Source organism: Nocardia sp. GP40 (assembly GCF_050434125.1).
Classification (GTDB): Bacteria; Actinomycetota; Actinomycetes; order Mycobacteriales; family Mycobacteriaceae; genus Nocardia; species Nocardia albiluteola.
This window is the reverse complement of record NZ_JBNPVW010000013.1, coordinates 285,426-311,823: the sequence shown is the minus strand read 5'-3', so window position 1 is coordinate 311,823 and position 26,398 is coordinate 285,426. Positions and strand designations below refer to the sequence as shown.

General features: G+C 67.2%; 25 protein-coding genes and 2 pseudogenes. 13 read left to right on the top strand and 14 right to left on the bottom strand.

What is annotated here, in order from left to right; all coding sequences use genetic code 11:
• Positions 1-122 precede the first annotated feature (122 nt).
• The 6 genes and pseudogenes from ABH933_RS33860 to ABH933_RS33835 all read left to right on the top strand — a co-directional run bounded on the left by ABH933_RS33860 (position 123) and on the right by ABH933_RS33835 (position 7,740).
• Positions 123-1,787, top strand: a complete 1,665-nt coding sequence (locus ABH933_RS33860) for a hypothetical protein (RefSeq protein ID WP_429421867.1) — start codon at positions 123-125, stop codon at positions 1,785-1,787.
• A gap of 32 nt (positions 1,788-1,819) precedes the next feature.
• Positions 1,820-2,269 carry a hypothetical protein gene (locus ABH933_RS33855; RefSeq protein ID WP_429421865.1) on the top strand — a complete coding sequence of 150 codons (450 nt, stop codon included), beginning with the start codon at positions 1,820-1,822 and terminating at the stop codon, positions 2,267-2,269.
• Between the two features lie 291 nt (positions 2,270-2,560).
• Entirely contained in the window at positions 2,561-3,736 is a 1,176-nt protein-coding gene (locus ABH933_RS33850) for an AAA family ATPase (RefSeq protein ID WP_429421863.1), read from the top strand.
• 483 nt (positions 3,737-4,219) lie between these two features.
• Positions 4,220-4,708, top strand: a pseudogene (locus ABH933_RS33845) (S8 family serine peptidase); the annotation flags it as partial.
• Between the two features lie 276 nt (positions 4,709-4,984).
• Positions 4,985-6,262: a lipase family protein gene (locus ABH933_RS33840; RefSeq protein ID WP_429421861.1), complete on the top strand. Its 1,278-nt coding sequence runs from the start codon at positions 4,985-4,987 to the stop codon at positions 6,260-6,262.
• Between the two features lie 359 nt (positions 6,263-6,621).
• On the top strand, positions 6,622-7,740 hold the full coding sequence (locus tag ABH933_RS33835; RefSeq protein ID WP_429421967.1) for an alkane 1-monooxygenase: 1,119 nt from the start codon (positions 6,622-6,624) through the stop codon (positions 7,738-7,740).
• A 12-nt stretch (positions 7,741-7,752) separates the two neighbouring features.
• Here the strand turns inward: ABH933_RS33835 and ABH933_RS33830 are convergent, their stop codons facing one another.
• Positions 7,753-8,289 carry a pyridoxamine 5'-phosphate oxidase family protein gene (locus tag ABH933_RS33830; RefSeq protein WP_429421859.1) on the bottom strand — a complete coding sequence of 179 codons (537 nt, stop codon included), beginning with the start codon at positions 8,287-8,289 and terminating at the stop codon, positions 7,753-7,755.
• Positions 8,290-8,396: 107 nt separating this feature from the next.
• On the opposite strand from ABH933_RS33830, the gene ABH933_RS33825 reads away from it, so the two are divergent.
• Entirely contained in the window at positions 8,397-9,683 is a 1,287-nt protein-coding gene (locus ABH933_RS33825; protein ID WP_429421857.1) for an MFS transporter, read from the top strand.
• 71 nt (positions 9,684-9,754) lie between these two features.
• Here the strand turns inward: ABH933_RS33825 and eccB are convergent, their stop codons facing one another.
• Positions 9,755-11,263, bottom strand: a complete 1,509-nt coding sequence (eccB, locus tag ABH933_RS33820) for a type VII secretion protein EccB (protein WP_429421855.1) — start codon at positions 11,261-11,263, stop codon at positions 9,755-9,757.
• Between the two features lie 112 nt (positions 11,264-11,375).
• Between eccB and eccE the strand changes: the two genes are divergently transcribed.
• Positions 11,376-13,094, top strand: coding sequence for a type VII secretion protein EccE (gene eccE / locus ABH933_RS33815; RefSeq protein WP_429421853.1), 1,719 nt, complete (start codon positions 11,376-11,378; stop codon positions 13,092-13,094).
• A gap of 324 nt (positions 13,095-13,418) precedes the next feature.
• On the opposite strand, the gene ABH933_RS33810 is transcribed toward eccE, so the two are convergent.
• Complete coding sequence (locus ABH933_RS33810) at positions 13,419-13,979, bottom strand: NADPH-dependent FMN reductase (protein WP_429421851.1); 561 nt, start codon at positions 13,977-13,979, stop codon at positions 13,419-13,421.
• Between the two features lie 138 nt (positions 13,980-14,117).
• Between ABH933_RS33810 and ABH933_RS33805 the strand changes: the two genes are divergently transcribed.
• Complete coding sequence (locus ABH933_RS33805; protein WP_429421849.1) at positions 14,118-15,098, top strand: GAF domain-containing protein; 981 nt, start codon at positions 14,118-14,120, stop codon at positions 15,096-15,098.
• Between the two features lie 19 nt (positions 15,099-15,117).
• On the opposite strand, the gene ABH933_RS33800 is transcribed toward ABH933_RS33805, so the two are convergent.
• The 4 genes and pseudogenes from ABH933_RS33800 to ABH933_RS33785 all read right to left on the bottom strand — a co-directional run bounded on the left by ABH933_RS33800 (position 15,118) and on the right by ABH933_RS33785 (position 17,922).
• Complete coding sequence (locus ABH933_RS33800; RefSeq protein ID WP_429421965.1) at positions 15,118-16,284, bottom strand: NAD-dependent epimerase/dehydratase family protein; 1,167 nt, start codon at positions 16,282-16,284, stop codon at positions 15,118-15,120.
• Between the two features lie 24 nt (positions 16,285-16,308).
• A pseudogene (locus tag ABH933_RS33795) lies at positions 16,309-16,545 on the bottom strand (NAD-dependent epimerase/dehydratase family protein); the annotation flags it as partial.
• A gap of 4 nt (positions 16,546-16,549) precedes the next feature.
• The gene (locus ABH933_RS33790; protein WP_429421847.1) at positions 16,550-17,359 is read right to left on the bottom strand and encodes an S-methyl-5'-thioadenosine phosphorylase; all 810 of its coding nucleotides are present in this window, start codon (positions 17,357-17,359) and stop codon (positions 16,550-16,552) included.
• A 23-nt stretch (positions 17,360-17,382) separates the two neighbouring features.
• Complete coding sequence (locus ABH933_RS33785) at positions 17,383-17,922, bottom strand: AAA family ATPase (RefSeq protein WP_429421845.1); 540 nt, start codon at positions 17,920-17,922, stop codon at positions 17,383-17,385.
• A gap of 85 nt (positions 17,923-18,007) precedes the next feature.
• On the opposite strand from ABH933_RS33785, the gene ABH933_RS33780 reads away from it, so the two are divergent.
• A complete protein-coding gene (locus ABH933_RS33780; RefSeq protein WP_429421843.1) occupies positions 18,008-18,925 on the top strand; it encodes an EamA family transporter in 918 nt (305 codons plus the stop codon).
• A 96-nt stretch (positions 18,926-19,021) separates the two neighbouring features.
• Positions 19,022-19,372, top strand: coding sequence for a metal-sensitive transcriptional regulator (locus tag ABH933_RS33775; protein WP_429421842.1), 351 nt, complete (start codon positions 19,022-19,024; stop codon positions 19,370-19,372).
• Positions 19,373-19,384: 12 nt separating this feature from the next.
• Here ABH933_RS33775 and ABH933_RS33770 read toward each other — a convergent pair whose 3' ends face one another.
• Positions 19,385-19,933: a DUF1772 domain-containing protein gene (locus ABH933_RS33770; RefSeq protein WP_429421840.1), complete on the bottom strand. Its 549-nt coding sequence runs from the start codon at positions 19,931-19,933 to the stop codon at positions 19,385-19,387.
• Between the two features lie 111 nt (positions 19,934-20,044).
• On the opposite strand from ABH933_RS33770, the gene ABH933_RS33765 reads away from it, so the two are divergent.
• A complete protein-coding gene (locus tag ABH933_RS33765) occupies positions 20,045-20,950 on the top strand; it encodes a LysR family transcriptional regulator (RefSeq protein ID WP_429421839.1) in 906 nt (301 codons plus the stop codon).
• A 9-nt stretch (positions 20,951-20,959) separates the two neighbouring features.
• On the opposite strand, the gene ABH933_RS33760 is transcribed toward ABH933_RS33765, so the two are convergent.
• Together ABH933_RS33760 and ABH933_RS33755 are read right to left on the bottom strand one after the other, a co-directional pair.
• Positions 20,960-21,793, bottom strand: coding sequence for an LLM class F420-dependent oxidoreductase (locus ABH933_RS33760; protein ID WP_429421837.1), 834 nt, complete (start codon positions 21,791-21,793; stop codon positions 20,960-20,962).
• A 50-nt stretch (positions 21,794-21,843) separates the two neighbouring features.
• Positions 21,844-22,707: a hypothetical protein gene (locus ABH933_RS33755; protein WP_429421835.1), complete on the bottom strand. Its 864-nt coding sequence runs from the start codon at positions 22,705-22,707 to the stop codon at positions 21,844-21,846.
• Positions 22,708-22,791: 84 nt separating this feature from the next.
• On the opposite strand from ABH933_RS33755, the gene ABH933_RS33750 reads away from it, so the two are divergent.
• Entirely contained in the window at positions 22,792-23,073 is a 282-nt protein-coding gene (locus ABH933_RS33750) for a hypothetical protein (RefSeq protein WP_429421833.1), read from the top strand.
• A gap of 9 nt (positions 23,074-23,082) precedes the next feature.
• On the opposite strand, the gene truA is transcribed toward ABH933_RS33750, so the two are convergent.
• The 4 genes from truA to rpsD all read right to left on the bottom strand — a co-directional run bounded on the left by truA (position 23,083) and on the right by rpsD (position 26,396).
• Positions 23,083-23,988 (bottom strand): tRNA pseudouridine(38-40) synthase TruA, encoded by a 906-nt coding sequence (gene truA, locus ABH933_RS33745; RefSeq protein ID WP_429421831.1) that lies wholly within the window; start codon positions 23,986-23,988, stop codon positions 23,083-23,085.
• An 80-nt stretch (positions 23,989-24,068) separates the two neighbouring features.
• Positions 24,069-24,581 (bottom strand): 50S ribosomal protein L17, encoded by a 513-nt coding sequence (gene rplQ, locus ABH933_RS33740; RefSeq protein ID WP_429421830.1) that lies wholly within the window; start codon positions 24,579-24,581, stop codon positions 24,069-24,071.
• Positions 24,582-24,628: 47 nt separating this feature from the next.
• The gene (locus tag ABH933_RS33735) at positions 24,629-25,687 is read right to left on the bottom strand and encodes a DNA-directed RNA polymerase subunit alpha (protein ID WP_215924054.1); all 1,059 of its coding nucleotides are present in this window, start codon (positions 25,685-25,687) and stop codon (positions 24,629-24,631) included.
• A gap of 103 nt (positions 25,688-25,790) precedes the next feature.
• Complete coding sequence (gene rpsD, locus ABH933_RS33730) at positions 25,791-26,396, bottom strand: 30S ribosomal protein S4 (RefSeq protein ID WP_215924055.1); 606 nt, start codon at positions 26,394-26,396, stop codon at positions 25,791-25,793.
• Positions 26,397-26,398 lie beyond the last annotated feature (2 nt).

The following is a 26,398-nucleotide window of genomic DNA, read 5'->3' as shown; positions in this document are numbered from 1 at the left end:
AACGTGGCGCTGATCGGCACCGGCGTGATCGCGGTGCTGCTGATCCTGGGCTACCTGGCCTCGTTCCCGATCCGCCGCCGCCTGGGCATGCGCGACTGAACAGACACGCTCAGGAGCGTGACATGACAACCCTCGACATCCATCCCCAGGTCTACTACGACGCTGCCCGCCAGTTGAATTCGCTGGCAGATCAGGTCGGGCAAGCCTCGTCCGCGCTCGGTGCCGACCTGCAGACCACGGCGGGGATGGGTGGCGCGGATCCCGCGGCCGCCTGGAACAACGCCTACCGACAGCATGCCAACGACACGATTGATTCGATAATCGCGTATTCGTCGGCACTACGGCATTTCTCCGATGTCCTCAATGTGTGCGGATGGAATTGGGACACAGCCGAATACAACGCGAATATCGGCAAGAATAAGGGCACCGCCCCGTCCAAGCCAACCTTGAACGCTGCCACCGGGCCGGATCTATCCCATGTCCCGGACCCCAACGCCGCCAACGGAGTCGGCCTGATCATCGATCCGCTGATGCTGGTACCCGCGGTCATGCTGGGTACGGCATTGGGGAAACTGTGGATTCCGAGCGGCAACCGAGACCAACTCGAGGCCGCAGCGGACGCCTGGAAAGTATTCGCCGGCAGCGACCCGATCGACGCCAGCCCTGCTCTGCTGCGGATCAGCGACTCCTTCGGCACGGTCACGGCACCGGAGGTCATGGACATCCAAGAAATCCTCATTACCCTGGAGAACGGCAAGACCGCGATATGGAACGCGGCAAAAGGACTCGCCGGTTCGGTTCAGACCTATCGTGACAAGTTAGTCGGCTTCCGGGCCGCACTCACCGCCGAGGCACCCCACGCCTTTCCTCGCCGGACAGTCACAACGGGGACCACCGCCACCGCGGTAACGATCACCCTCACCGGTGGTGCAAACGATGATATCGACGGCGCGGCAACCGCTTTGGAGAACGTATTCACCCAACATCCACTCTCGGAGTTCCTGCGTACACCGATATTCGACGGCGCCGAGACCCCGAATATCACCGGCAGAGTGAAGGCCATCGGCGAGATCCCGCGACCCACCGAGTCGGGAAACGCGCAGGACAACACCAAAATTGATAATGCACTCTCCAATATCGCCACCTGGGACACGGCTCCGACGACCCTCACAGCCGTCGACCTGAGCAAAATCGACCCTGCCCTGCGCCCCTGGGCCGAATCGGCCGTCAAATACGGAAACCGGGCCGGCGTCGACCCTCGCCTGGTCCTGGCGATCGTCGCGAACGAGGGCGCGACCCGCACCCTCGAGGCGGGCGCCGGATTCAACGACGAGATCGATATTGCTCGGTACCTCACCGATCCCGCCCGCGCGGCAGGCGGCTACCTCGGCATTCCCGGCGGTAACACCGACGGCAACTCTCTGGGCCTGACCAACATGAAGGAGAGCACTTTCAACGAGGTGAAGGCAGCTTTCCCGGACCAATTCAAAAACGATGACTGGCACGACCTGATCGGCAACAACGACCTTGCAATCAAGGCCACCACGTACAAGCTCAAGCTGATCGAGAATAAATTCGACGGCCAAGTTCCCGGCGATATGAAGGCCGAGTACACTCTGAATCAATTCCTGGCTGCCAGCTACAATGCCGGAGACGATGCAACGAGCGGATACATTGACCGTCATACGATCGGGCCGGTCGCAACCACGTATATGAACCGGGCGATCCAGCACTTCAACCAGTCGCAGGACCTAATGTGCGACAGCGGGGCATACACATGCAACTGAACCCATCCAGATCTATCCGGCGATGGATGTTGGTGACAGCCACAGTGTTGATAATCGGAGTGCTGGCCTCGATCCTGTTATTGTTCTGGCTGCATCGAGAAGGGCAAGCCAGTAAGCACCTGGACATGGTAGTTGTCTCCGGATTCGACAAGATTGCCCAGAAAGAGCTACACGATGGCACCCCCGGCAGCGGAGACTATCCGCCGCCGGCTGAAGCGTATTTTGTCGGCCCCGCAGGAAACGTAGAGATCACGGCTTCAGGGTTCACCGTAACGAAGGTTGATCCGCCGAGCGACAACCCAGCCACAAAAATGACTCTCATGTATCGCGGGGAGGCCCCGGGAGACTGCAGCCTGGAAGCCAGTCGACTTTACCCAACCGCAGAACTCCCGAGTTGGGCAAAGCTGTCAGCGAAACAGCGCTCCGCGCTCGAGAGCCGTTCGGCACAGGTGATCGAAGTCGAAGTGATGTGCGGCGGATGACCGAACACAGAGCGGCACAGCAGGATCCACTAGTCGTGTCAGCCGATCGGATTCATCACCCAAGTTCTTCTTGCCCTGTGTCACGGCCATTCGAAACGGTACGATCCAAGTCCTCGAGGCTGGAGTGGCATGTGGCGGGTAGGAGACCACCATGACTACCGCCGACCGTTCCCGATCCGCCGCCTGAGCATGTGGGATTAGCGGCTGGTAGTCGTGGAGCGAAAGCCGGGCCTCGGTACATGAGTCCCCGATTTCATCAGCTCGGTGTCCTTCGACGAAAGAATCATCTCTGTGCTGACAACTCTCGGCGTCGAAAACTATCGCTCCCTGCGAGACCTCGTTGTTCCGCTGAGCGAACTCACCGTCATCACCGGCACCAATGGGACCGGTAAGTCGAATCTGTATCGGGCACTGCGACTCTTGGCCGACACCGCGCGCAACGGTGCCGTCGGCGCTCTCGCCCGCGAAGGCGGCCTGCCCTCGAGCCTGTGGGCCGGCCCACCGACTGGGAAGCGCAGCGTAAGACGCGGCCAGGCCAGTGTGCGCAGCAGTCCGGTGTCACTACGGCTGGGATTCGCCGGGGAGGACTTCGGCTATGCCATCGACCTCGGTATCCCCGGTGGTGAGATCAAACGTTCCGCCGATGACGACGGCACGATGTTCGCGCTCGACCCCGAGATCAAATCCGAGTCGATCTGGGCGGGCCCGCTGCCACGTCCGTCAGCCACCCTGGTCGAACGGCATGGTGGCGTCGTCCTGATCCGGGAAGGCGACCGGATCTATGACTACCCGATCGCACCGTATGACAGCATGCTGACTGAAATCACCGACCCCGCAACGGCACCGGAGATCATGCGTCTGCGGGAGCGAATGCGCGGCTGGCGGTTCTATGATCACTTCCGTACGGACCCGGACGCGCCCGCGCGCAGCAGCCGGATAGGCACCCGTACTCCGATCCTGGCCGCCGACGGTGGCGATCTCGCCGCGGCAATCCAAACAATTCGCGAGATCGGCGACGCCGAACGACTCGATGACGCGATCGATGACGCCTTCCCTGGCGCCCGGGTATACGTCGACGACCGCAGCGGCCGTTTCGACCTCTGCTGGGAGCAGCGCGGCCTGTTGCGGCCGTTGCGTACACCCGAACTATCCGACGGAACCCTGCGCTACTTGTTGCTGGTAGCTGCGATGCTGACCCCACGACCGCCAGAACTGCTGGTGTTCAATGAACCCGAAACAAGCCTGCACCCAGAACTGTTTGCCCCGCTCGGACATCTGATCGCCACGGCCGCAGAAGACACGCAGATCATTGTCGTCTCCCACGCCCGCACTGTCATCGATGCGCTCACCGCCACGGCCGGACGCCGCGACCTCACGACCATCGAGTTGGTTAAGGACCACGGGGAAACAACCGTAGACGGACAGGGGCTGCTTGATCGGCCACAGTGGTATTGGCCAGAACGCTGAGCTACTAGGAGACTGGTGTCGGACGGGCCTTTTTCGCGGGCCCGGCGAGTCGCCGGGCCCGCGAAAGCGGTTCTTGGCTGGTTGGCAGGTATTGGTGACGGAGAGCTGTTTCCGGTTGCGCTGGTAGCGATTTGGCGTTCAGGGGTGATGCCGGTCCTTAGGCGGTGGTGACGGTCCAGGTGCCGGTGGTGTGGGTGATTCCCAGCGCTGCCAGGCGGGCGAGATTGACTGCGGTGGCGAGCAGGCCGAAGTCGGCGTTGATCTTTCCCGGCCCCGCATGCGGCGGTCGCCTCCCGATCCGAGAGGCCCTCGATACGTTGCAGCACCATCACCACCGCCACGATCGACGGCGGCACCGACCGGCGTCCGACATCGGTGAACAGATCAGCGAACATCTCATCCGGGAACAACCCACCGCATTCACGGTGCAGCACACCGTAAAACGAGCCTTCGGCCACCCGGCCCGGGCCGTGGGTCGGCGTCGCCGCCCCGGGCGAGGACATCACCTCGCTGGACGCCAACTACAACAACTCCGGCAGCAAGGGCACCACGACCGCGCTGGTCGAGAAGGCCAACAGCGCGACCCCGCTCGAGGGCACGAGTTTCGCCACCCCCTACGTGGCCGGTCTGGCCGCCCTGGTGCGCGCGCGCTTCCCTCATCTCAGCGCGCTGGACGTGATCAAGCGCATCGAGGCCACCGCACACGCGCCCGCCGAGGGTTGGAACCCCTACGTCGGTTACGGCGCCATCGACCCGGTCGCCGCCCTGACCAACGACGTTCCCAAGAAGCTCCCGCCCAAGCGCCCCTTCGCCGCCAAGAGCTGGCAGCTGCCCATCCCGGCCACCCCGCCGGCCCCGGACAACACCGCCCGCAACGTGGCGCTGATCGGCACCGGCGTGATCGCGGTGCTGCTGATCCTGGGCTACCTGGCCTCGTTCCCGATCCGCCGCCGCCTGGGCATGCGCGAGTAAACGAGGTAATTCCCGACCTGATCCCGCGGCGTCCGGCGGTCGGCTTCGCGCCGCTCGCCGCCCGGCGGGCGTTGCATCGCACCGACGACTCGGTCGTAGCTCGCCGATTGCCGAATCCAGGTATCGACCTCCAGACTTGCGCCCGCAATATGGCCTAGGCTGTGGCCGCGGCACCACGAACTTCGTGTGCCTGGTTCTACGCTCGAACGCAGATACTCGCAGTATCCGATCTGAATCTAGCTGCAGTGGATAACCCAATCGCAGGAAGGATCGAATATGAGGAGCGGAAAACGCGCCTGGGTCGCAGCCTTGACAGGAACCCTCGTCGTCGCCGGTGGCGGGGCGATTGCCGCACCGCCCGCATGGACGCAGCCGCCGGCGGCGCAGTCACAAGGCAACATTATCGGTGCCCAATCGTCGCATCTGGCATTGCCGGTCCCCGGACAGTTCGGGACGATACCGGCGAATTCGGCACGCATTACATATGCCAGCAGCGATACCAATGATTCTCCGACCACGGTGGTGGGAACGTTTCTGGAGCCGACCCAGCCGTGGACCGGTCCGGGCGAACGGCCGTTGGTGGCGTATGCGGGTGGTACACAGGGACAAAGCAATCAGTGCGCGCCTTCGGCAATGCTCTCCCAAGTGATCCGATATCAGCCTCCGGCCGACGCAATCTTCGAATACGACCTCATCGCGATCGATCAACTGTTGTCCCGCGGCATGGCGGTAATGATGACCGACTATCACGACTTCGGCATACCGGGAGTCCACGACTTCCTCAACCGCAAAACACAAGGCTACGCGGTACTGGACTCCGCCCGTGCCGCGTTGCGGTTGCCCGGCACCGGCCTCAACCCCCACTCGCCGGTAGTGCTGTACGGCTACTCCCAGGGCGGGATGGCTTCCGCCGCCGCAGCCGAGCTGCAACCGAAGTACGCCCCCGATCTGAACGTGCGTGGCACCTACACCGGCGCGCCCCTCGTGGATCCCGAGGACTACATCGCGCGCAACGACGGCCGCCCGGGCGTCGCACCAGCCATCGCATGGATCCTCAGTGGCATCGCCGCCGATTATCCCGACACCCGTCCGGCGCTCGATGCTGCGCTCAACAATACCGGTAAGGCGATTCTGCACGATTCGATAGGAAAATGCGGCGGGGGCCTCTCCGGCATTTTCTCGCAACCGCAGAACACATCCCAATGGACCACCAGCGGTCAGCCGATTACAGCCGTGATCAATAGCACCCCGGAGTTGAAAAGGGCTTTCGATGAGCAGCGGCTGGGCGGGCTCGCCCCATCAGCACCGGTGCGCATCTACGCGGCCAGGAGCGACGAAGGATCACCCTACCCGCCGATCCGCGCGATGGCCCAAAGCTGGTGTGGTCGCGGTGTGGCAGTTCAGCTGCTAGCGGACACCGGGATGCCCCCAGTGTCCGGAATTGTCGGTACCCACGATTTGTCCTTTTTCCCGTCACTGACGGGCTCGCAGCAATGGGTGACCGATCGCCTTGCGAATGTGCCGACCCCCGTCAATTGCGCGGCTCTACCGTAATTACGGATGCGCTAACGTAATTACGGATGCGCTAACGATTTCGGCACACCGATATTCCGATTGGGTGGCGGGTCTGTCAACATCACGCATCATCGACTGATCGAATGTGCACGATTCGAAATATTGCGCCCGGCCACGGGTCGGACCACGGGTCGATTCGCGCCCTGGTCCGACCCGACCGAAAGCGTATAGAGGAAAAGGTCCCTGATATTGCCGCCAAAAGTCACCGACACCTTCATAAATTTCTCTTTGGCATACAGCAGAGGAGCGGCTACCGTGTAGCGAGGATGTTCGGCGTTACCGCTTTCAGCGGACATTCCTTCACTCGTACGTTTGTCGGTTGGATGAGCGAGGCGACTATGACGATCCTCAAACGCACGCACGTTCGCGATCACAAACGCTATCTCTGGATCCTGAGTACGGGAGCGCCCGCTAGCGCGCTCCTGCCGGCACAACTGGTGCACCTTACGGGACTGATGCTTTTCTGGTGGATCGGTCCGATCTTCGTGCTGGTGGTGATCCCGCTGCTGGACGTTGCGATAGGGAACGACGGCAGCAATCCCAGCGACGAGGACTACGAGATATTGTCCAACGATCGCTATTATCGTTGGTGCACTTTTCTCTTCCTACCGATCCAGTTCATCGGTCTGGGTGTTGCGGGATATATGTGGTCCCGCCATCAGCTGAGGCTCGTCGACAAGCTCGGGCTGACCGCGACTGTGGGGATCGTCTCCGGTATCGGCATCAATGCAGCCCACGAACTCGGCCACCGCGCCCAGCATCTCGAACGCTGGCTAGCGAAAATTGCATTGGCGCAATCCGGATACGGACATTTCTTCGTCGAGCACAACCGCGGCCACCACGCCCGAGTCGCCACACCGGAAGACCCGGCGAGCGCCCGATTCGGCGAGTCATTGTGGGCGTTCCTGCCGCGCAGTGTGTGGGGCGGCTTCCGCTCGGCGCTCAGCTTGGAACGAGAACGCCTGTCCCGCCAGGGCAAGAGGTGGTTCAACTGGGACAACCATCTGCTGCAGGCGTGGTCGATGAGCGCCGCGCTGTTCGGCGCGATGATCCTCGTCTTCGGGTACGGCATCATCCCCTTTCTCGCGCTGCAGGCCGTCATCGGCTTTGGATTGCTCGAGACAGTGAACTACCTGGAGCACTACGGGTTACTCCGCGCGCGCCGCGCCGACGGTCGCTACGCGGGCTGTTCACCGCGCGACAGCTGGAACAGCGACCGCCTGCTCACCAACGTCTTTCTGTTCCACCTCCAACGCCACAGCGACCACCACGCGAACCCCGGCCGCCGCTTCCAGACCCTGCGCACCTCCGAACAGGCACCACAGCTGCCCTATGGGTACGCCACCATGCTCGTACTGGCCATGGTCCCACCGCTATGGCGGGCAGTGATGGATCACCGGGTCCTGGCCCACTACGACGGCGACACCTCGCTGGTCAACATGGGACCTCGGAACTAACCGAGCCGTTGATCAGTCGAAGGTCCAGCGGGTGGCCCCGCCGGGATCCACGCCGACCGCGCTCGCCGCGGTGGCCGCAATGCGGTAGATGCGCCACGGCGGCGAGCCCGCCGAGGGTGCGCTGAAGTCGGCGGTCAGGGCCAGGCCCGAATCGTCGACGCGGCACGGCCAGCCCCCCTCGGCCCAGCGCTGTGCCATGTCCGCGACCACGGCCTTGTCCGCGATCAGCTCCGCGACGCCCTCGACGACAAGGTCGACGGTGTTGAGCGCCAGGCTCAGCGCGCAGCGCGGATCGCGGGCGAGGTTGCGGCCCTTGCGGGATCGTTCGCCGGTTTCGAACCAGAACGCGCCGTCGACCCACAGCGCGCCCAGGCCCGTCACGTGCGGGCTGCCGTCGGGATTGAGTGTGGTGAGCCAGCAGCTGTGCCGGTCGGGACCGCCGGAGCCGGGCACCAGGTCGTAACCCCCTTCGAGGCGGGAGGCGATGTCCGGCCAGTTCAACGGGGCCAACTCGTACAGGTCGGCAAGATTTTTGGTCTCCATGGGCATGCAGACGCCCCGACTCCGCCCGATTCATCGGCCCGCGGGTTAAGTTTCGTGAGGCGCGGTCGAGCGGAATGGCCCGCCGTACTCCTGAGAAGAGGGCAGGAACGCACATGGCAACAGCCGCACCCAAGGCACCCAGGCAGAAACTCACCGCCGATCAACGGAATTCGTTCTTCGCCGCCCAGCTCGGCTGGACGATGGATGCCTTCGACTACTTCCTGGTGGTGTTCGTCTACGCGGATATCGCCCACACCTTCCACATGAAGACCACCGAGGTCGCCTTCCTGACCACGGCGACGCTGATCATGCGCCCGGTCGGCGCGTTGCTGTTCGGTCTGTGGGCCGACCGGGTGGGCCGCCGAATCCCGCTGATGGTCAACGTCGCGATGTATTCGGTCATCGGGTTCCTGTGCGCCTTCGCGCCCAACTTCACCGTGCTGATAGCCCTGCGCATGCTGTACGGCATCGGCATGGGCGGCGAGTGGGGCCTGGGCGCCGCGCTGGCGCTGGAGAAGATCCCGGTGCAGCGGCGCGGCTTCTTCTCCGGGTTGCTGCAGGAGGGCTACTCGTTCGGGTATCTGCTTGCGTCGCTGGCCTCGCTGCTGGTCATGAACTGGGCGGGACTGTCCTGGCGGTGGATGTTCGGGCTGTCCATCATCCCGGCGCTGATCATCCTGATCATCCGCACCCGCACAAAGGAATCGGAGGCCTGGGAGCAGACCCAGCAGCGAATGCGCGCGACCCAGACCAGGATTCGCGACATCATCGGCAATCCCGCGATCATTCGCCGGTTCGTCTACCTCGTGCTGCTGATGACGGCGTTCAACTGGATGAGCCACGGCACCCAGGACGTCTACCCGACGTTCCTGTCCGCCCACGTGCATCACGGCGCGGGCCTGAGCACGGTGGCCGCCAAGTGGATCGCGGTGATCTACAACATCGGCGCCATCATCGGTGGCGTCGTCTTCGGCTCACTGTCCGAACGCTTCGGACGCCGCTACACCGTCATCTTCTGCGCGGTGCTCGGTCTGCCGATCGTGCCGCTGTTCGCCTATTCGCGCACGGCAGCCCTGCTGTGCCTGGGCTCGTTCCTGATGCAGCTCATGGTGCAGGGCGCCTGGGGAGTCATCCCCGCGCATCTGACCGAGATGTCGCCCGACGCGATCCGCGGCTTCTATCCGGGCGTCACCTACCAGCTCGGAAACCTGTTCGCCGCGCTGAACCTCCCCATCCAGGAGCGGCTGGCCGAACACCACGGATATCCGTTCGCGCTGGCGGCCACCATCATTCCGGTGTTCATCGCGGTGATCATCCTGACGGCAATCGGCAAGGAGGCCAAGGGAGTTCGCTTCGGCGCCGAATCGGGACCGGTGGATCGAGTTCAAGCCGCCACCTAGAGCTGGATCCCGAAATACGAACGAGCGCACGGTCTTCGAGGACCGTGCGCTCGTTTCGATAGTGGGACAGCTCAGTTCGACGACGAAGACGACGAGGACGAGTTGTCCGCGGTCGACTTCACCAGTGTCTTGGCCGGATTCGAATCCGGTGCGACACCATCATGCGCAACCATCGCATCCTGACGGGACAGGGTCGGCCCGGCCGCGAGCAGGCCGACGATCGGCCACGGCGCGGGCTCGGACTTGGCCTTCGAGGAATCCATGCCCAGCGCCTTGGCCGCATCGGTGTCCTTGATGCCGTAGCGAACGCCGGTGTCGGAGATGAAGAACTGACTGTCCTTGCGCTGGCTGTCGGGCTCGATTCCGGTGGTCTGCACCAGGATTCCGGAACCCGGGGTGCTGTAGAACTGGTCGACCTTGTCGCTGATGGAGGAGTCGGCCTGCGCCAGGCGAACGGCCTTGGCGCTGTCCGGGATCGGCAGCGCGTGGCCCGTGATGAGGGACAGCTCGGCGTGCTTGCTGCCGTCGGAGGTGTCCGCGGAGTTCAGCGGCTTCCAGGACAGGCAGTCGACCGGCTGATCCTTCGACTCGATGATGGCCGGCGCGGTGTCGGGGTAGTCCTTCACCTGCAGGGTGGTGACGATATTGACGTGGGCGCGGTCGTACGGATTCAGGTCGCCGCTGCTCGAGGTCGGGTTGGAGTTGCGGATGATGTCCGCGGTCAGCGCCGAAATCTGTTGAATGCCATTGTTGAGCGCCACGTAGTAGCTCTTGTCGGTGCCGAGCTCGAGGATGTCGCCGTTGCGGTGACTGGGCAGCATCGACAGCCCGCCCGGATCGGTGATCGTCGGCGCGGCGATCGGCAGCACCTCGGGGATCGCGTTCAGCAGGCCCTCGCTGATCGGGCGCGGCGTCTCCCCGGTGATGTGCAGCGCATCGGTCACCGAGCGCTCGTTCAGGTTCACCCGGGCGCGCTTGTCGTCCCAGATCAGGTACGCCGCGTCGCGACCCTGCACCAGCAGCGCGTTGCCCTTGGGCAGCGTCGAGGCCTTGTCGGAGCCCATCGACAGATCGCCCGCGATGACGGTGCTGGTCAGCGTGTCGCTGCCGTCGTTCTTCAGCTCGTCGCAGACCGTCCACAGCCGGCCCTTGCCGCTGGAGTCGAAGCTCAGCAGCGAGGGCGCGCCCGGGATGCCGATCAGCGGCCCCATCGGCTTCTGCGACAGCTGCGATTCCGCGACGCTCGCGGGGGTGTCGGACTTGCCGATCGCCAGCCGGGCCGAGGCCAGATTCAGCGCCGGGTGCACGGTCCCGTCGATCACCGCATAGATCTGGCCGGAATTCTTGCCCATCAGAATCGTGCTGTTGCCGATCGACCCCTGCGGCTTGAGCAGCGCCAGCACCGCACAGCCGGCGAGCCCGAGCACGCCCAGAATCAGCCCCACGGAGTAGGCGCGCGACTGAGAGCGCATGGGGTCGTGCAACATTCGCACATCCCGGCGCACCAGGGCGTGCTCCATCCGGCGGACCAGAAAGCGGTAACCGCTGACCTGCCACCGTGTTGTTGGTCTTGAAGGCATGAGTCCTCCCCCGAACAGTGCTCGCGTTCGGAGAACACAGTACAGTTCACGGGGACTTCATTTCAGCTCGGCCATCCGAACTGGCCGATACCGGGTTACTTGGGGGACGATGATGGCCGCACCCAGCGGGGCGTACAGGCGCCCGCTTCTCGGACGGATCACGCTGCCGAACCTGCTTGCGGCGCAGCTGCTCGGACTGGTCGTCGTGCTGGTGGCGCTGGTCCTGACCGACATCGTGCACATGCCGGGGTGGTACGCGTTCGGTCCGGCCGTGGTTGTGGGTCTGCTGCTGCTGATTCCGGTCGGCAAGCGCACCGTGGCCTCGTGGATCGCGACGATGTGGCGGTACACGACCAACCGCGGCTACGAGATCGGCGACACGGTCGACTTCCGCGGCCCCGACGGGCGTTCGCTCGGCCTGTTCTGGGAGGGCAGCCGGGTGGTCGCGGTCGTCGAGGTGCTGCCCCCGCGCGGCGGGCTGACCCGCATCGACCGCAGCACCGTGCACGCCTCGCACCTGCTGCCGCTGCCCGAGCTGGCGCAGTGCCTGACCCAGCACGACATCAAGCTGTCCGGTATCGACATCATCAGCCACGGCCACCGCAGCCGCTCCGGCACACCGGCCGGGCCGATCTACGAATCGCTGCTCGGGCCGCTGCCCGCGACCGCGCACCGCACGGTGTGGCTCGCCATCAGCTTCGACGCGGTGGCCTGTCCCGCGGCCGCCGACCGGCGCGGCGGCGGTACCGAGGGCGCGTGCCGCGCGGTCACCGTCGCCACCCAGCGCATCGTGCGCACGCTCGAGGATGCCGACTGCTCCTCGCGCGTGCTGACCGCACCCGAGATCCGCAAGGCTGTGCTGCAGATCAGCGCCGGGGTCGACCCGCGCACGCTGACCCAGCACTGGCGGTACGCCGAGCTGGGCAACGGGGTCAACATCGGCGCCGCGGTCGATCCGAAGCGGCTCGGCTCGGACCTGCTCGCCCAGCTCTGGGTGCCGGCCTCGCGCGGCACCACGGTGTCGGTGCGGCTGCGCCCCGGCAGCTCAGGCGAGTCGGTCAATATCGGCGCGGCCTGGCGGCTGAGCGCCCGCGAACTGCCGGAGAAGACCAAGCGCAAGGGCATGGTGTCGATGAGCGGGCGGCATCGCGAGAGCCTGCTCGCGCACTTCCCGATCGGCATCCCGGACGTCGACGACACGGTGCCGCTGAGCGAATATCCGATCGACGTCATCGGGGCGCTGCACCTGCCCTCCTCGGGCTGCGGTCAGCTGATCGGCTCCGACTCCGAGGGCAACGGTGTCGCGATTCGGCTTGTCGGCCAGGGTATTTCGACGGTGTACGTGGCCGGCGAGCTGTATCTGGCGCAGCAGCTGGTGTTTCGGGCGCTGGCCGTCGGCGAGCGCATCCTGATCCGCACCGACCGCCCGCAGGCCTGGCAGCAACTCGTCACCACCATCGGCAACCCCGACCGGCTCACGATCGCGCTCGAGACCCATCAGAGCGACTCGGCGTTCACCGCGGCGGTCGTGGACGGTGTGCTCGCGCCCGCGCCGCACGCCGGTGTCACCACGATCTACGTGACCGGCGATCCGATGGGCTGGCCGTCCACCAAGCCCGATCTGCAGGTGCACCAGCCCGGCGCGATCGGCAACCACGTCGTCCTGCGCACGGGCACCACCCAGGTCGACCTCACCCTGGTGTCGATTCCCCGCGAGACCACCTACATCGGCTCGCCCCGGCAGCAGCAGCCGCAGCAGCAACAGCGCGGGCCGCAGCAGCCGCCGCGCGGACCACAGCAGCCGCCGCGTCGTCCGGCCGCCCGCCGCTGATCCCCGCCACGCCACCACCGGCCGCCGCCTGGGCGAGCAGCGTAGACCCCGATCGGACTCTTCAGGCTGTCACGCACCAACCGGCGGCGGCAACGCGAACGCCTCGGAGTCGCCCGTGCGCACCGGCCGAATCCTGCCCGAGGTCAACAGAAGTACCCACCGTGCGGCGCCGGTCCGTCGCGCAGGTTCGGTGATGAGCAGGATCGGATCCCCGGCAGCGCTCAGCATTCCGGCCGGACGAGGCAGCGCGGGACCTGCACCGTCGCCGAGCGCGCTCGAGGCCGCTCGGGCGGTCGGGTGCGCCGTGGGAACGACCGCCCGGACTCAGCCCGGATACGGGTCCGCCGCGCGTGCCTCACGCAAATGACCTCCCCACCAGGCGAGTTGGCGTAGCAGGCGCTCGGCGGCATCGATCGCCGCGCCGTCCCGGGTCTCACCGTTCGTGTCGAATGCGCGCTTGGCCTGGTGGAAGCTGACCGATTCGCGGATCGAGACCATGTGGATCTCGGCGACGACCTGGCGGAGCTGCTCGATGGCCCGCAGGCCGCCCGAGAGGCCGCCGTAGCCGACGAATCCGATGGGCTTGGCGCGCCATTCGTGCTTGGCGATGTCCAGGGCCGTCTTGAGGGCAGCCGGGTATCCGTGGTTGTACTCGGAGGTGACGGCGACGAAAGCGTCTGCGGCGGCAAGGCGTTCGCGGTAGGCCAGGGCCTCGGGGGTATCGGTCAGTCCGGCGGGCAGCGGGGTGTGCATCAGATCGGTGACGCCGACGTCGAATCGGGCATCCGCGCGCGCGGTCCGCAGGAACCAGTCGGCCACCACGGGCGCGAACCGGCCCGGCCGCACACTGGCGACGATCACCTCGAGGCGCAGTGGAGTACTCATGCGCACGAGCCTAACGGGCGCGCTCGGCGACCCAGCCGACCCTTAGCTGATTGCCGATGGCGCAATGGTGCACCATATTCGCTGGCTAGGCGACCGCCGGCGCGTAATCGGGCGAAACCATCGGGAGGAGAGTGGTACGTGGATCTCGGGGATTGGCTGCTGATCGAGACGCTGGGGCCGCCCGAGTGCTGGTCGGTACTGGCCGTGGGCACCTCGCCGCGGCGCTGGAAATCGCTGGCGCGCACGGTGCCCGGACAGGTGATGCCCCTCGTCGCGGCCGCCCGTGCCGCCGGGGAGCCGATCGAACGAATCCTGCCCAAGTCCCGGCACACCTGGTCGCAGCAGCCCGCGTGCGCGATTCCCGTTGTCGGGCCGGACGATTACGTCCACGCGGTGCACCTGCGGGTGGGCGAGGGGTCGAGCACGCCCGCCCCCGTGGGGCCGTATCGGTTCACCAACGACGACCGCCGGCTGGAGGTGGTCTCCACCGGGCTCGGGCCCGACTTCGACCGCGACCGGTCCACCTGGATGGGCGCGGAGTCGTTCGAATACGTCGAGCGTTTCGACGGCGCGCTGGATTGGGTGACGACGATCGCGAAGAACGAGCCCGGCTCACGCTGGATGGGTGAGCTGACGGTGCGCAGCAACGGCGGACTGCGCACGCTGCTGACCGCGGCCCGCAATGCGCACGACGATCTCCAGCTCTGGCGCGGGCTGCTCATCGATATCACCGAGAGCGTTCCGCCGCAGGGCAAGTCGTTCGAGGCGGCCACCGTGGACACGCTGGTGGAGGCGAATCCTGGCCTGTATCTGGCGGTCGCCGACATCGAGCAGGTCCGGGTGCTGCGCTGGATCAGCGGGCCGATCCCCGGCCTGCGCTGGTCCGGCGACACCCCGGAGCGGTCCATGCCGCATCCCGACGACCTGGACCGAATTCGCACCGCCCACAACGATATTCTCGCTGGCAAACCGGTGCAGGCGCTGCCCGCCGTGCGGCTGGCCGCCGACGACGGCGGCTGGCTGGTCGTCGACGTCGAGGTCACGCCCCTACCCCACGGCCCACAGGACGGCGAACCCCCGCGATTCGCCCTGGTGCGCTTCCAGCTCGACAAGGGGTAGTGGGCGTCCGCGTCCGAACTCAGGGCTTGGCCAGCGCGATGGCGTAGTCGGCGAGCCCACGGTCCGGCGCGATGGCGGCGGCGAAATCTACTGTGCGACGGACGCGTTCGGGGTTGGCGACGATGTGACGCGCGTCCGTGATCCGGTACTGGCCGCTGACGACGGGGACGGGGCCACCGCAGGCCCGGGACATGATCGAGGCCACCTCCCACAGCGTGATCGGGCGGCCCGAGGCGATGTTCAGCGGGACGAACCCGGACAGCGGGCGCTGCGCGACGGCGACGGTGGCCGCGGCGACATCGCGCACATGGACGAAATCGCGCACCTGGCCGCCGTCCTCGAAGACGAAGGGCGCACGCCCGGAGGTCAGTTCCGCCCGGAATCGCGCCGCCACCCCGGAATGCGCTGTCAGCGCGACGTTCCCGCCCACCGGATCGCCGTACGCGTGGTGATAGCGCAGCACCGTCACCGCGCCCCCGGTGGCGGCGCCCCAGGCCATCGCATAGTTCTCCTGCGCGACTTTGCTTGCCGCATAAGGGGTTCGAGGCCGCAACGGAGCGTCCTCCCCGACCGGCTCCCACGTCAGGATCTCCCCCGTCCGCGGCGCGCGGTGATCGAACATGCCGCGATCCAGATCGGCCCGGCGGCGCACGCCCGGGAAGAACGGCCCGCTGCGCAGCCCGCGATAGCGCCCCTCCCCGTACACCGACACCGACGAGGCGAGAATCAGCCGCCGCACCCCGGTCTGCTCCATCGCCGACAGCAGCACCGCGGTCCCGAAATCGTTGTGCGCGGCGAAGAACGCGGCACCCTGCATGCTCGCGCCGCCCGGTCGCCCCGGGGTCGGCGCACCCTCGGGAACACCCACGCCCGCCGGAGACACAGCCGCCACAGCCCCGGTACGCGCGCCGCCGATCACCCGCGGCCCAGGTTCCGTCACCGGCTGGCCCGCAACGTTTCCCGAGCGCCCATCGCCACTCCCCACATACCCGGCACCACTCCCCGGCTGCCCATCGCCGCTCCCAGGTCGCCCGGCACCACCGCCCGGCTGCCCGCCGCCGCTCCCCGACCGCTGCGCACCTCCACCGGTGCCCACCGGCGGTCGAGTATCCCGCCGGGTTCCCTGCTCGACCGCGGGTGCTCCTGAGACACTGATCGGCTCGGTCACCCTGGCGCCGTGTCCCATCGAACCCGGCGGCATAACCAGCGATCCCGGTGGCAGTGCCGCGGCCAGGTGGACGACGACGTCGATCCCGCGCAGCAGCGGCGTCAGTGCCTCCGGATCGCGGATATCGATGCGCAATATCCCCTCGGGTGTCTCCGGAACGACGCCGTGCACCGCCTCCAGCAGCGCATCGACCGCGACCACCTCGTGCCCGGCGGCGGCCATGGCGCGGTGCACGTGCGATCCGATGAATCCGGCGGCGCCGGTCAGCAGTACCCGCATGCGATCAGGGCAGTTCGAACGGCAGGGTGACTCCGGCGTGGACCCGGCAGTGCTCGCAGCTGTCGGTCCCCTCGACCTGCGACACCGCATGGCGCACCAGCTTCTTGAACGGCACCAGGTTCTTTTCGAACGCCTCGAACACGGCCGCGGCGCTCACGCCCTCCCCCGACTCCATCCCGGCATCCAGGTCGGTGACCAAAGCGATTGCCGCGTAGCACATCTCGAGTTCGCGGGCGAGCACCGCCTCGGGATATCCGGTCATGTTGACCAGCTCCCAGCCCTGCGCGGCGAACCAGTGGCTCTCCGCGCGCGTGGAGAACCGCGGGCCCTGCACCACGACCATCGTCCCGTGCGGCTGCATCGGCAGCTCGTCGACGGCGGATCGCGTTGCGGCCGAGCGCAGTTCGTCGCAGTAGGGATCGGCGAACGAGACGTGGATGCCGCCGTTGTCGAAATACGTCTGCGCCCGACCGGAGGTGCGATCCACCAGCTGATCCGGCACCGCGACGGTGCCCGGCCCCCAGTCCGCACGCAGGCTGCCCACCGCGCAGGGCGCGAAGATCCGCCGCACCCCGATCGACCGCAGCGCCCACATGTTCGCCTGATACGGCACCGTGTGCGGCGAGTACTCGTGCTTGCGCCCGTGCCGCGGCAGGAACGCCACCTGCCGCCCCTCGACCTCGCCGACGGTGATCGGCGCACTCGGCGCACCGTAGGGCGTGTCGATCTCGAGCGTCACCGCATCGTCGCCGAAGAAGTCGTAGAAACCACTACCGCCGATAATGGCCAGCGCGGGCCGGGGAACCGAACTCATGCGCCGATTCTCGCGCACCGCGCTCACCGACGCGAACCCCGGCCCATCGTGGCGCGGCCGACCTGCGCGGCGAGTCGGGCACAGTCGACGGGTGAGGCTGTGTCGACGACGATCACCGGACCGATTCGGAGCGGTTCGGCGTGCTCGGCCCACGTGTCCCAGTGGTCCACCAGACGCTGCTCGTCCTGGTGGACAGCAGCCCGACGACGGCCGGCGTACCGCCCCTTCGCGACGTCCGCCGGGACATCGCACCAGATTTCCACGACCCGCTCGGCGCCGGTCCTGGCGATCCCAGCTTCCGCGAATTGCAGATCACGGGGTCTGAACCACCACGAGTCGACGACAACAACGGTTTCGATCGCCCGCGCCAGCGACCAGACGGTATCCATCGCGATTCCGCCGAGCGCCGGAATGCCGGCCGCGGCGCCGATGGACTCGGCCAGCGCCTCCTTGACGGTGTCTTTCGAGAGAAACAGGGCGTTCAGCGCGGGGGCCAGCGATCGGCCCAGGGTTGTCTTGCCCGAGCCCGGCAATCCGTTGATCAAGACCAGCAGCGTGGGCATGGGGTCAGCATGACAGGCGATCGCGGATGCCGGTCGCGATATGCCCGGCCGGAGATGTGTCGGACCCTCGCGATACCGTCGCCGCGTGAGTGCAGTGCGGGCCGGTGTGTGGTTGACCGTGTTGAGTGGGTTGACGTTCGGGGCCTCGGGGGCGTTCGCGAAGTCGGTCATGGGGGCGGGGTGGTCGCCGGGGGCGACGGTGGCGGTGCGGCTGACGGGGGCCGCGGCGGTCATGGTCGTGATCGCGCTGATCGTGGATCGGCGGGGGCTGTTCGACAGCCTCGGGCAGGCGCGCACCGTGCTGGCGTACGGCACGATCGGCATTGCCCTGGTGCAGGCGACGTTCTTCTTCTCGGTGCGGTATGTACCGGTGGGGGTGAGCCTGATGATTCAGTTTCTCGCGCCCATTCCGGTGATGGGATGGAACTGGCTGGCAAACGGCAGGCGGCCGAGTACGGCGACGCTCGTCGGCGCCGTGCTCGCGCTGGTGGGCGCGGCGCTGGTCATCGATGTCGTCCACGCGGGGCGGCTGAGCGTGGCGGGGCTGGCCTGGGCCACCGCATCGATGCTCGGCAACGCGGTGTTCCTGGTGCTGTCCGCGCACAGTTCCGCGATCCTGCGCCCGGTCGTCCTGCTGGGCACGGGCCTGACCGCCGCCGCGGCCACCGTCTGGGTGCTCGCGGCGGTTCGGCTGCTGCCGGTCGCCTTCGGCGATCATCCGACCACACTGGCCGCGCATCGAATTCCCGTCGCAGTGCCGATGGCGCTGCTGATCCTGATCAGCACGGTCGTCGCCTACCTGTGCGGCGTGGCGGGCGCGGCGCGAATCGGGTCGACGCTGATGTCGCTGGTGTTGCTGAGCGAGGTGTTGTTCGCCGTGGTGCTGTCGTGGCTGCTGCTCGGCGAGGCGGTGACACCGCTGCAGATGGCCGGCGGGGCCGGCGTCGTGGCCGGCATCGCACTGGCCCAGTACCGGCGCGAACCGGTGCCGGTGCCCGTCTGACAAGACGAACCGGCCAGTGTACCCTAGGGGGGTATTAGGCGGGGACGTGTGGGGCCGGAGCTGCAAGCCCCGATGGACAGAAGCGAGGGAACACCGGTGACCGAGAACCAGACCGATCTCCCCGGCGAGGGCGCCGGCCAGGACGACACCGGGCACAACCATGCCGGGCACGGCTACATCACGGCCAAGGACGACTACCTCAAGCGCCTGCGCCGCATCGAGGGCCAGGCCCGCGGCCTGCAGCGCATGGTCGAGGAGGAGAAGTACTGCATCGACATCCTCACTCAGGTCTCGGCGATGACCAAGGCGCTGCAGGCGGTCGCGATGGGCCTGCTGGAGGATCACATCAGCCACTGCGTCGTCGACGCGGCGGTGCAGGGCGGACCCGAGGCCGAGGCGAAGATCAAAGAGGCCACCGACGCCATCGCCCGCCTGGTCCGCTCCTGAGGCCGCGCCCCGTTACCGGGCCCGCAGCAACGCCAGCGCGAAGGCCCCGAAGGAACCGGTGCTCACCAGCGCGCGGGCGATGTTCCACGTCACCCACGGCGCCTCGAACCGGGCCCGGGCGTCGGCGGCGTCGGTCGGGTGCGCCGCGGCGAGCTGATCGTTCAACGGCACGCTGACCCCGCTGGTGATCAGGAACATGAGCACGTAGCAGACGAATCCCGCGATGACGAGGTATCGCACCGCCGGATCCCCGGTCCGCCAGGTCGTCACCACGGCGGCGAGCCCGACCGCCACACCGCCCATGAACAGCGTCATGAACAGCGGATTCACGATCGCGACGTTGATGTTCTGCATGACCTCGACGAAGGCGGCGTCTCCGCTGCGCTTCAGCCCGGGCATCACGGCGTAGGCGAACGCGGCGAACAATCCCGCCATCAGTCCCGCGACGATCGTCGCGACAACCAGTGTGGCCGAGCCGAACCCGCGCAGCGTCCCGCTGCCCTCGGCCGCCGCGACGGGGACGAAATGGGTGTTCTCGATCATGCCATTCCCTTTCTCCATGCATTTCCTTGGACAAGTGCCCGGATCAAGCATTAGAAATGGGGGTAACCGGGAACAACGACGCGTTGGGCAACGACCGTATAGACCCGCTCAACGATCGGGGATCAGGCAGTGGAGCGGCACGAGGTCGAGGCCTTCCTCGCGGTGGCGGACGAGTTGCACTTCGGCCGGGCCGCCGAGCGCCTGTACGTGTCGACCGGCCGGATCAGCCAGACCATCAAGGTGCTCGAACGTCGTTTCGGCGCAGCGCTTTTCGAACGGACCAGCCGTCGCGTCGCGCTCACCCCGATCGGGCGGCAGTTCTACGAGGACCTGCTCCCGGGCGTCGAGCAGATCCGGACGGCGGTGCGTCGCGCCACCGCCGCCGGACGCGGCCTCACCGGAACCTTGGACATCGGCTTCGTCGGGGCCGCCGCCGGAGAGCTGATCCTGGAGGTGCACAAGGCCTTCCGCACCGAACATCCGGATATCGAGGTCCGCATTCGCGAGATCCAGATCGACGACGGCCTGGATGGGTGGCGGCGCGACACCTACGACATGGCGCTGATCGGCCGCCCGATCGTCGAACCCGATCTCGTCGTCGGCCCGACCCTCATCTCCGAGGACCGCATGCTGGCCGTGCCCGCCGCACATCCGCTCGCCGCCAAATCCTCGCTCTCGCTGGAGGATCTGGCCGAGGTGACGCTGCTCCGCATGCCGCGGACCGTGCCCGATTCGCTGCTCGACGACCGGATCCCGAGCCACACGCCGAGCGGCCGCCCGATCGCGCACGGACCGATCGCGCACACCTTCCAGGAGATCCTGGCCATGATCGGCGCCGGGGCGGGCGCCTTCGTGGTCGGGGCTCAGGTCACCCGCTTCTATCTGCGCCCCGGCGTCCGCTACGTGCCCTTCCACGACGCGCCGCCCGTCGAATGGGGTTTCGTCTGGCTTCGGGCACGCGAGACCGCGCGGGTGCGCGCCTTCGACGCGGCGGCCGCGCGGTTGGCGCGCGACTGCCGCGGCGAACGGGGTTGAGGCCCGCGACTACCGCCGATCCGCCAGCGCGGGAGCGAGCGCGCGCAGGGTGGCGAGGTAATCGCCGTCCAGCGGCTGAATCGCCACCTGATCCGCGCCCGCGTCCAGGTGGGCGGTGATGCCCGCCGCAATGTCGGCCGCGGTGCCGTGCAGGGCCAGGGCGTCGACGAGGCGGTCGCTGCCGGGCTTGGTCAGGTCCTCGTCGGTATAGCCGAGGCGGCGCAGGTTGGAGGTGTAGTTCTGCAGGTCGAGGTAGAAATTGACGGTCTGTCGTCCGGTCTCGCGGGCCGTGGCCGGGTCGGCGTCCAGCACGACCTTCTGCTCGGCCACCAGCAGCGCGTCCGCGCCCAGGGTCGCGCGCGCCTCGCGGGTGTGGTCGGGGGTGGTCAGGTACGGCAGGGCGCCGGCGGTGCGGTCGCGGGCCAGGCGCAGCACGCGCGGGCCGAGCGCCGCCAGGGCGCGGCGATCCTGCGGCACCCCGGCCTCGTCGAGGACATCGAGATACTCAACCAGCACGTCGTACGGCTTGCGGTAGACGTCGGTGTGCTCCGGGTGACCCGCGCCGATGCCGAGAATGAACCGGCCCGGGAAGCGCGCGTCGATGCGGTGGAACGACTCCGCGGCCTCCTTGGCCGGGGACGCCCACACGTTCACGATGCTGGTGCCGACGACCAGGTTCTCGGTCGCCTCCAGCAGCGACTCCGCCACCGGCAGATCCGCACCCGGCGAGCCGCCCAGCCACACTGTGCCGTAGCCCAGCCCCTCCACCACCGCGGCCTCCTCGGGGGTAACACCCGAGAAGTGCCGCCATACGCCCAATCGGCCGAGCCCTCGATTCGTCATGCCCCGTCACAACCTTCCCGTCCCGATCGGTATTCCGCGCCCTAGGCGGCTCACAGCTCGAACTCCGGATGCACATGCACCGGCAGCGGTTTCGTGAGTTCGGGCAGCACGGCCAGCCGCGCCCGCACCACCACCTCGACGACCTCGTGCGGAATCGAATCCTCGTCCTCGGGCTCCTCGATCTCGATGCCCAGCTCGCGGGCCGCGCGGTCGTGCAGCATCCGGGCGTCCAGGGCGGCCTGCACCTGCCACCGGAAGTCCTCGGCGCTCATCGGCTCCTCGTCGGCGGGCTCCTGCTCGTCGGTCAATCGCCGCGACTCCTCCAGCCCCTCACCCACGAAGGGCGCGAGATCGTATGCGGCGCCGCAGTTGTCGTCGTCGACGAAGACCAGGAACCCGTCCGTGCGACCCGCGCGGAAGAAGCTTCCGAAGAGGGTGGCCCCGGCGCCGTCGGTATCGGGCCAGCGGACGAACTCCCCGGCGGAGACCGGCTGGTCGAGCTCGCTCACCCACGCCGGAGCGACGACTCCGGCGCCCGCGAGCTCGGCGGCCGCCTCGCTCGCCAGGGCCCGCGCGGGCTCGGACGTCAGCTCCGCGACGCAGCGCAGGAACGCGACCGCGCCCGGCGAGGCCAGCTCCCGGGCCTTGTCGATGAACAGGCGCGCGAACACCTCGCGGTAGTCCTCGCTCTCCCCGTAGCCGACAGCGAGCAGCCCGGCCGCCAGATACTCCCCGTCCACCGGCTCGTCCACCTGCTCGAATTCGGCGATGCGGGCGGCCACCTCGTCCATCATCTCGCCCATGCCGAGATCCTCGGGAGACGCGAGATCGCCGGAATCGGCCTCGACCGGGACCTCCGCCCGGTCCTGCTTCTTGGTCTTCTTTCCCTTGCGCCCACGGCTCACCGGACTCATGGGCCCCCAGTCTGCCAGCCCGCGCCGAGCAGACACACCGTAGTGTCGGGCGTGTCCGCGTTCAACCACAGTCCAAGGGGAGCGATGAAGGAGACCCTGCACTTCACCGTCGAGCAGCACCGGGTCGATTACGTCTTCGATCGGACCTGGGGACATCTGCGGATACTCGTCGACGATGCACCCGTCGTCACCGACCGGATGCTGTTCTCTCTCCAGTACGTTAAGGAGTTTCGCTTCGCGGTCGGCGGTCACGCGGTGGTCATCACGAAGCGGCGCAGGCGTTTCCTGGCCGGATTCCACGATTCGGAGTACCGGGTCCAGGCGGACGGCCGACCGGTCGACGTCTCACTGGTCACCGTGCCCTGACTCGAAACCTCAACCGCCGCAACACCCCCCGGGCACGGTCCGTATTTCGCGGGTCTGGGCGTTGCGGGCGGCCAGATCGGCATCGTCCGGATAATCGACCCCGATCAGGCTCAGGCCGTGCGCGGGCGCGACGGTCACCGAGCTCGAGCGCGCACGCTCGTCGAGCAGCCCGGCCATCCACTCCGGCGTGCGGCGGCCCTCACCGACCGCGAGCACCCCACCGACCAGGCTGCGCACCATCGACCAGCAGAATGCGTCGGCGCTGACGTACGCGGTCAGCAGCTCGCCGTCGGCCTCCCAGTCGAAGCGCTGGAGTTCGCGCACGGTGGTCGCGCCCTCCCTGCGGCGACAGAAGGCCGCAAAATCGTGCAGCCCCAACAGCTTTCGCGACGCCTCGCGCATCGCCTCCACATCGACCGGGCGGCAGGGCACCACGCTGCGCGCGGCCAGCGGATCGGCGCCGAAGGGGGCGGTGGTCAGCCGGTAGGCGTAATGACGGCGGATCGCCGAGAAACGCGCATCGAAATCGGCGGGCGCGGGCCGAATTCCGGTGATGCGCACGTCCTTGGGCAGGAATCGGGCCATGCGGTGCAGCAGCTTCGGAAAGTCGATCTCCGCGGTCGTGTCGAAGTGCGCGACCTGTCCCTGCGCGTGCACCCCCGCATCGGTGCGGCCCGCGACGGTCAGCTGGACGGGCTCGCGCAGGACCTTGCTCAGGGACTCCTCCAGCACGCCCTGCACCGTCCGCAGCCCCGGCTGGCGCGCCCAGCCGGTGAAATCGGTGCCGTCGTAGGCGATGTCCAGCCGTACCCGAATTGCAACGATGTGCCCGGATGAATCGGGCTCAGTCACAGCGACCTCCTGGTTAACATGAGGAAAGCCCGCCGACCCGGAGGGGACGGCGGGCTTACTCATGGGCTCAGCCGCGAGGGGAAGATCCCTACTCGCTGGGATCACCCCCGCGCGTGCGGGGACGGCCCACGGAGCAGATTTCTCTACTCGCTCTTCTCGGCCTCGGCCTCGTCGACCGGGGCATCGACCGGAGCCTCGGCGGCGGCCTCTTCGACCTCGACCGGGGCGTCGACCGGAGCCTCCGCCTGCTTCTGCTGCGCGGCAACGCGGCGGGCGCGATCGGCCTCGTTGGTCACGGTCTTCTCCCGGACCAGCTCGATGATCGCCATCGGCGCGTTGTCACCCTTGCGGGGGACAGTCTTGATGATGCGGGTGTAGCCACCCTCGCGACCCTCGAACGACGGTCCGATGTTCGCGAAGAGCTCGTGCACGACATCCTTGCTGCGGATGACCTTGAGCACCTCGCGGCGGTCGGCCAGCGTGCCGGCCTTGGCCTTGGTGACGAGCTTCTCGGCGTAGGGGCGCAGCGCCTTGGCCTTGGCCTCGGTGGTCGTGATCCGACCGTGCTCGAAGAGCGCCGTCGCCAGATTGGCGAAGATCGCCTTCTGGTGCGACGCCGACCCGCCGAAGCGAGCACCCTTCTTGGGCTTGGGCATTGGTGTTCTCCTTTGGGGAAGGCTCCCGGGGCTGCGGCCCCGAAGGCCTAAAGCTGTTCGGTCTCGGCGTAGTCCTGCTCGCCGTTGTCGGTGTCGCTGAACGTGCCGCTGTCGCTCCAGGTCCCGGTGGCGGCGTCGTAGCCGACAACGCTGGACGGATCGAAGGAGGCCGGGCTGTCCTTGAGCGACAGGCCCAGCGAATGCAGCTTGACCTTCACCTCGTCGATGGACTTCTGGCCGAAGTTGCGGATGTCCAGCAGGTCCGACTCGGTGCGGGCAACCAGCTCGCCCACGGTGTGCACACCCTCGCGCTTGAGGCAGTTGTACGAGCGCACGGTGAGGTCCAGGTCCTCGATCGGCAGCGCGAACGAGGCGATGTGGTCCGCCTCGGCCGGGCTGGGCCCGATCTCGATGCCCTCGGCCTCGACGTTGAGCTCGCGCGCCAGGCCGAACAGCTCGACCAGGGTCTTACCGGCAGAGGCCAGCGCATCCCGGGGGGAGATCGAGTTCTTGGTCTCGACGTCCAGGATGAGCCGGTCGAAGTCGGTGCGCTGCTCGACACGGGTCGCCTCGACCTTGTAGGTCACCTTCAGCACCGGAGAGTAGATCGAGTCGACCGGAATCCGGCCGATCTCCGCACCCGACGCCTTGTTCTGCACGGCCGGGACGTAGCCGCGACCGCGCTCGACCACGAGCTCGATCTCCAGCTTGCCCTTGTCGTTCAGGGTCGCGATGTGCATGTCCGGGTTGTGCACGGTCACGCCGGCCGGGGGCACGATGTCACCGGCGATGACCGCACCGGGGCCCGACTTGCGCACGTACATGGTGACCGGCTCGTCCTCCTCGGACGACACGACCAGGCCCTTGAGGTTCAGGATGATGTCGGTGACATCCTCCTTCACGCCCGGGACGGTGGTGAACTCGTGCAGCACGCCGTCGATGCGGATGCTCGTGACAGCAGCACCCGGGATGCTCGACAGCAGCGTGCGGCGCAGCGAGTTGCCGAGGGTGTAGCCGAAGCCCGGCTCGAGCGGTTCGATGGTGAACTTCGAGCGGTTCTCGGCCAGAACCTCTTCGGTCAGCGTCGGTCGCTGTGAAATCAGCATTTTCTTCCTCCTTCTGGACGCCCGCTATTTGACGCCCACGAACTGGATTGTGGGAGGCCCCATTCCGGGGAACACGGCCTCCCACCAGCGGCGCTGTTGCGCCTTACTTCGAGTAGTACTCGACGATCAGCTGCTCGTTCAGCGGGACGTCGATCTGCGCGCGCTCGGGCAGCTGGTGCACGAGGATGCGCAGCCGGCCCGGAACGACCTGCAGCCAGCCCACGTTCGGGCGGTCGCCGACGGTCTCGCGCGCCACCTGGAACGGCAGCGTCGGCAGCGACTTCTCCTTGACATCGATGATGTCGTACTGGCTCACCTGGAAGCTGGGAACGTTGACCTTGCGGTTGTTCACCAGGAAGTGGCCGTGGGAGACGAGCTGGCGGGCCTGACGACGGGTGCGAGCCAGACCGGCGCGGTACACGACGTTGTCCAGACGGGCCTCCAGCAGGCGCAGCAGGTTGTCACCCGTCTTGCCCTTCTGGCGGTTCGCCTCCTCGTAGTACCGGCGGAACTGCTTCTCCATGACGCCGTAGGAGAAGCGAGCCTTCTGCTTCTCCTGCAGCTGCATCAGGTACTCGGACTCCTTGATCCGCGCGCGGCCGTGCTGGCCGGGCGGGTAAGGACGACGCTCGAACGCCTGGTCGCCTCCGACGAGGTCGACACGCAGACGACGCGACTTGCGGGTGATGGGGCCTGTATAACGAGCCATTT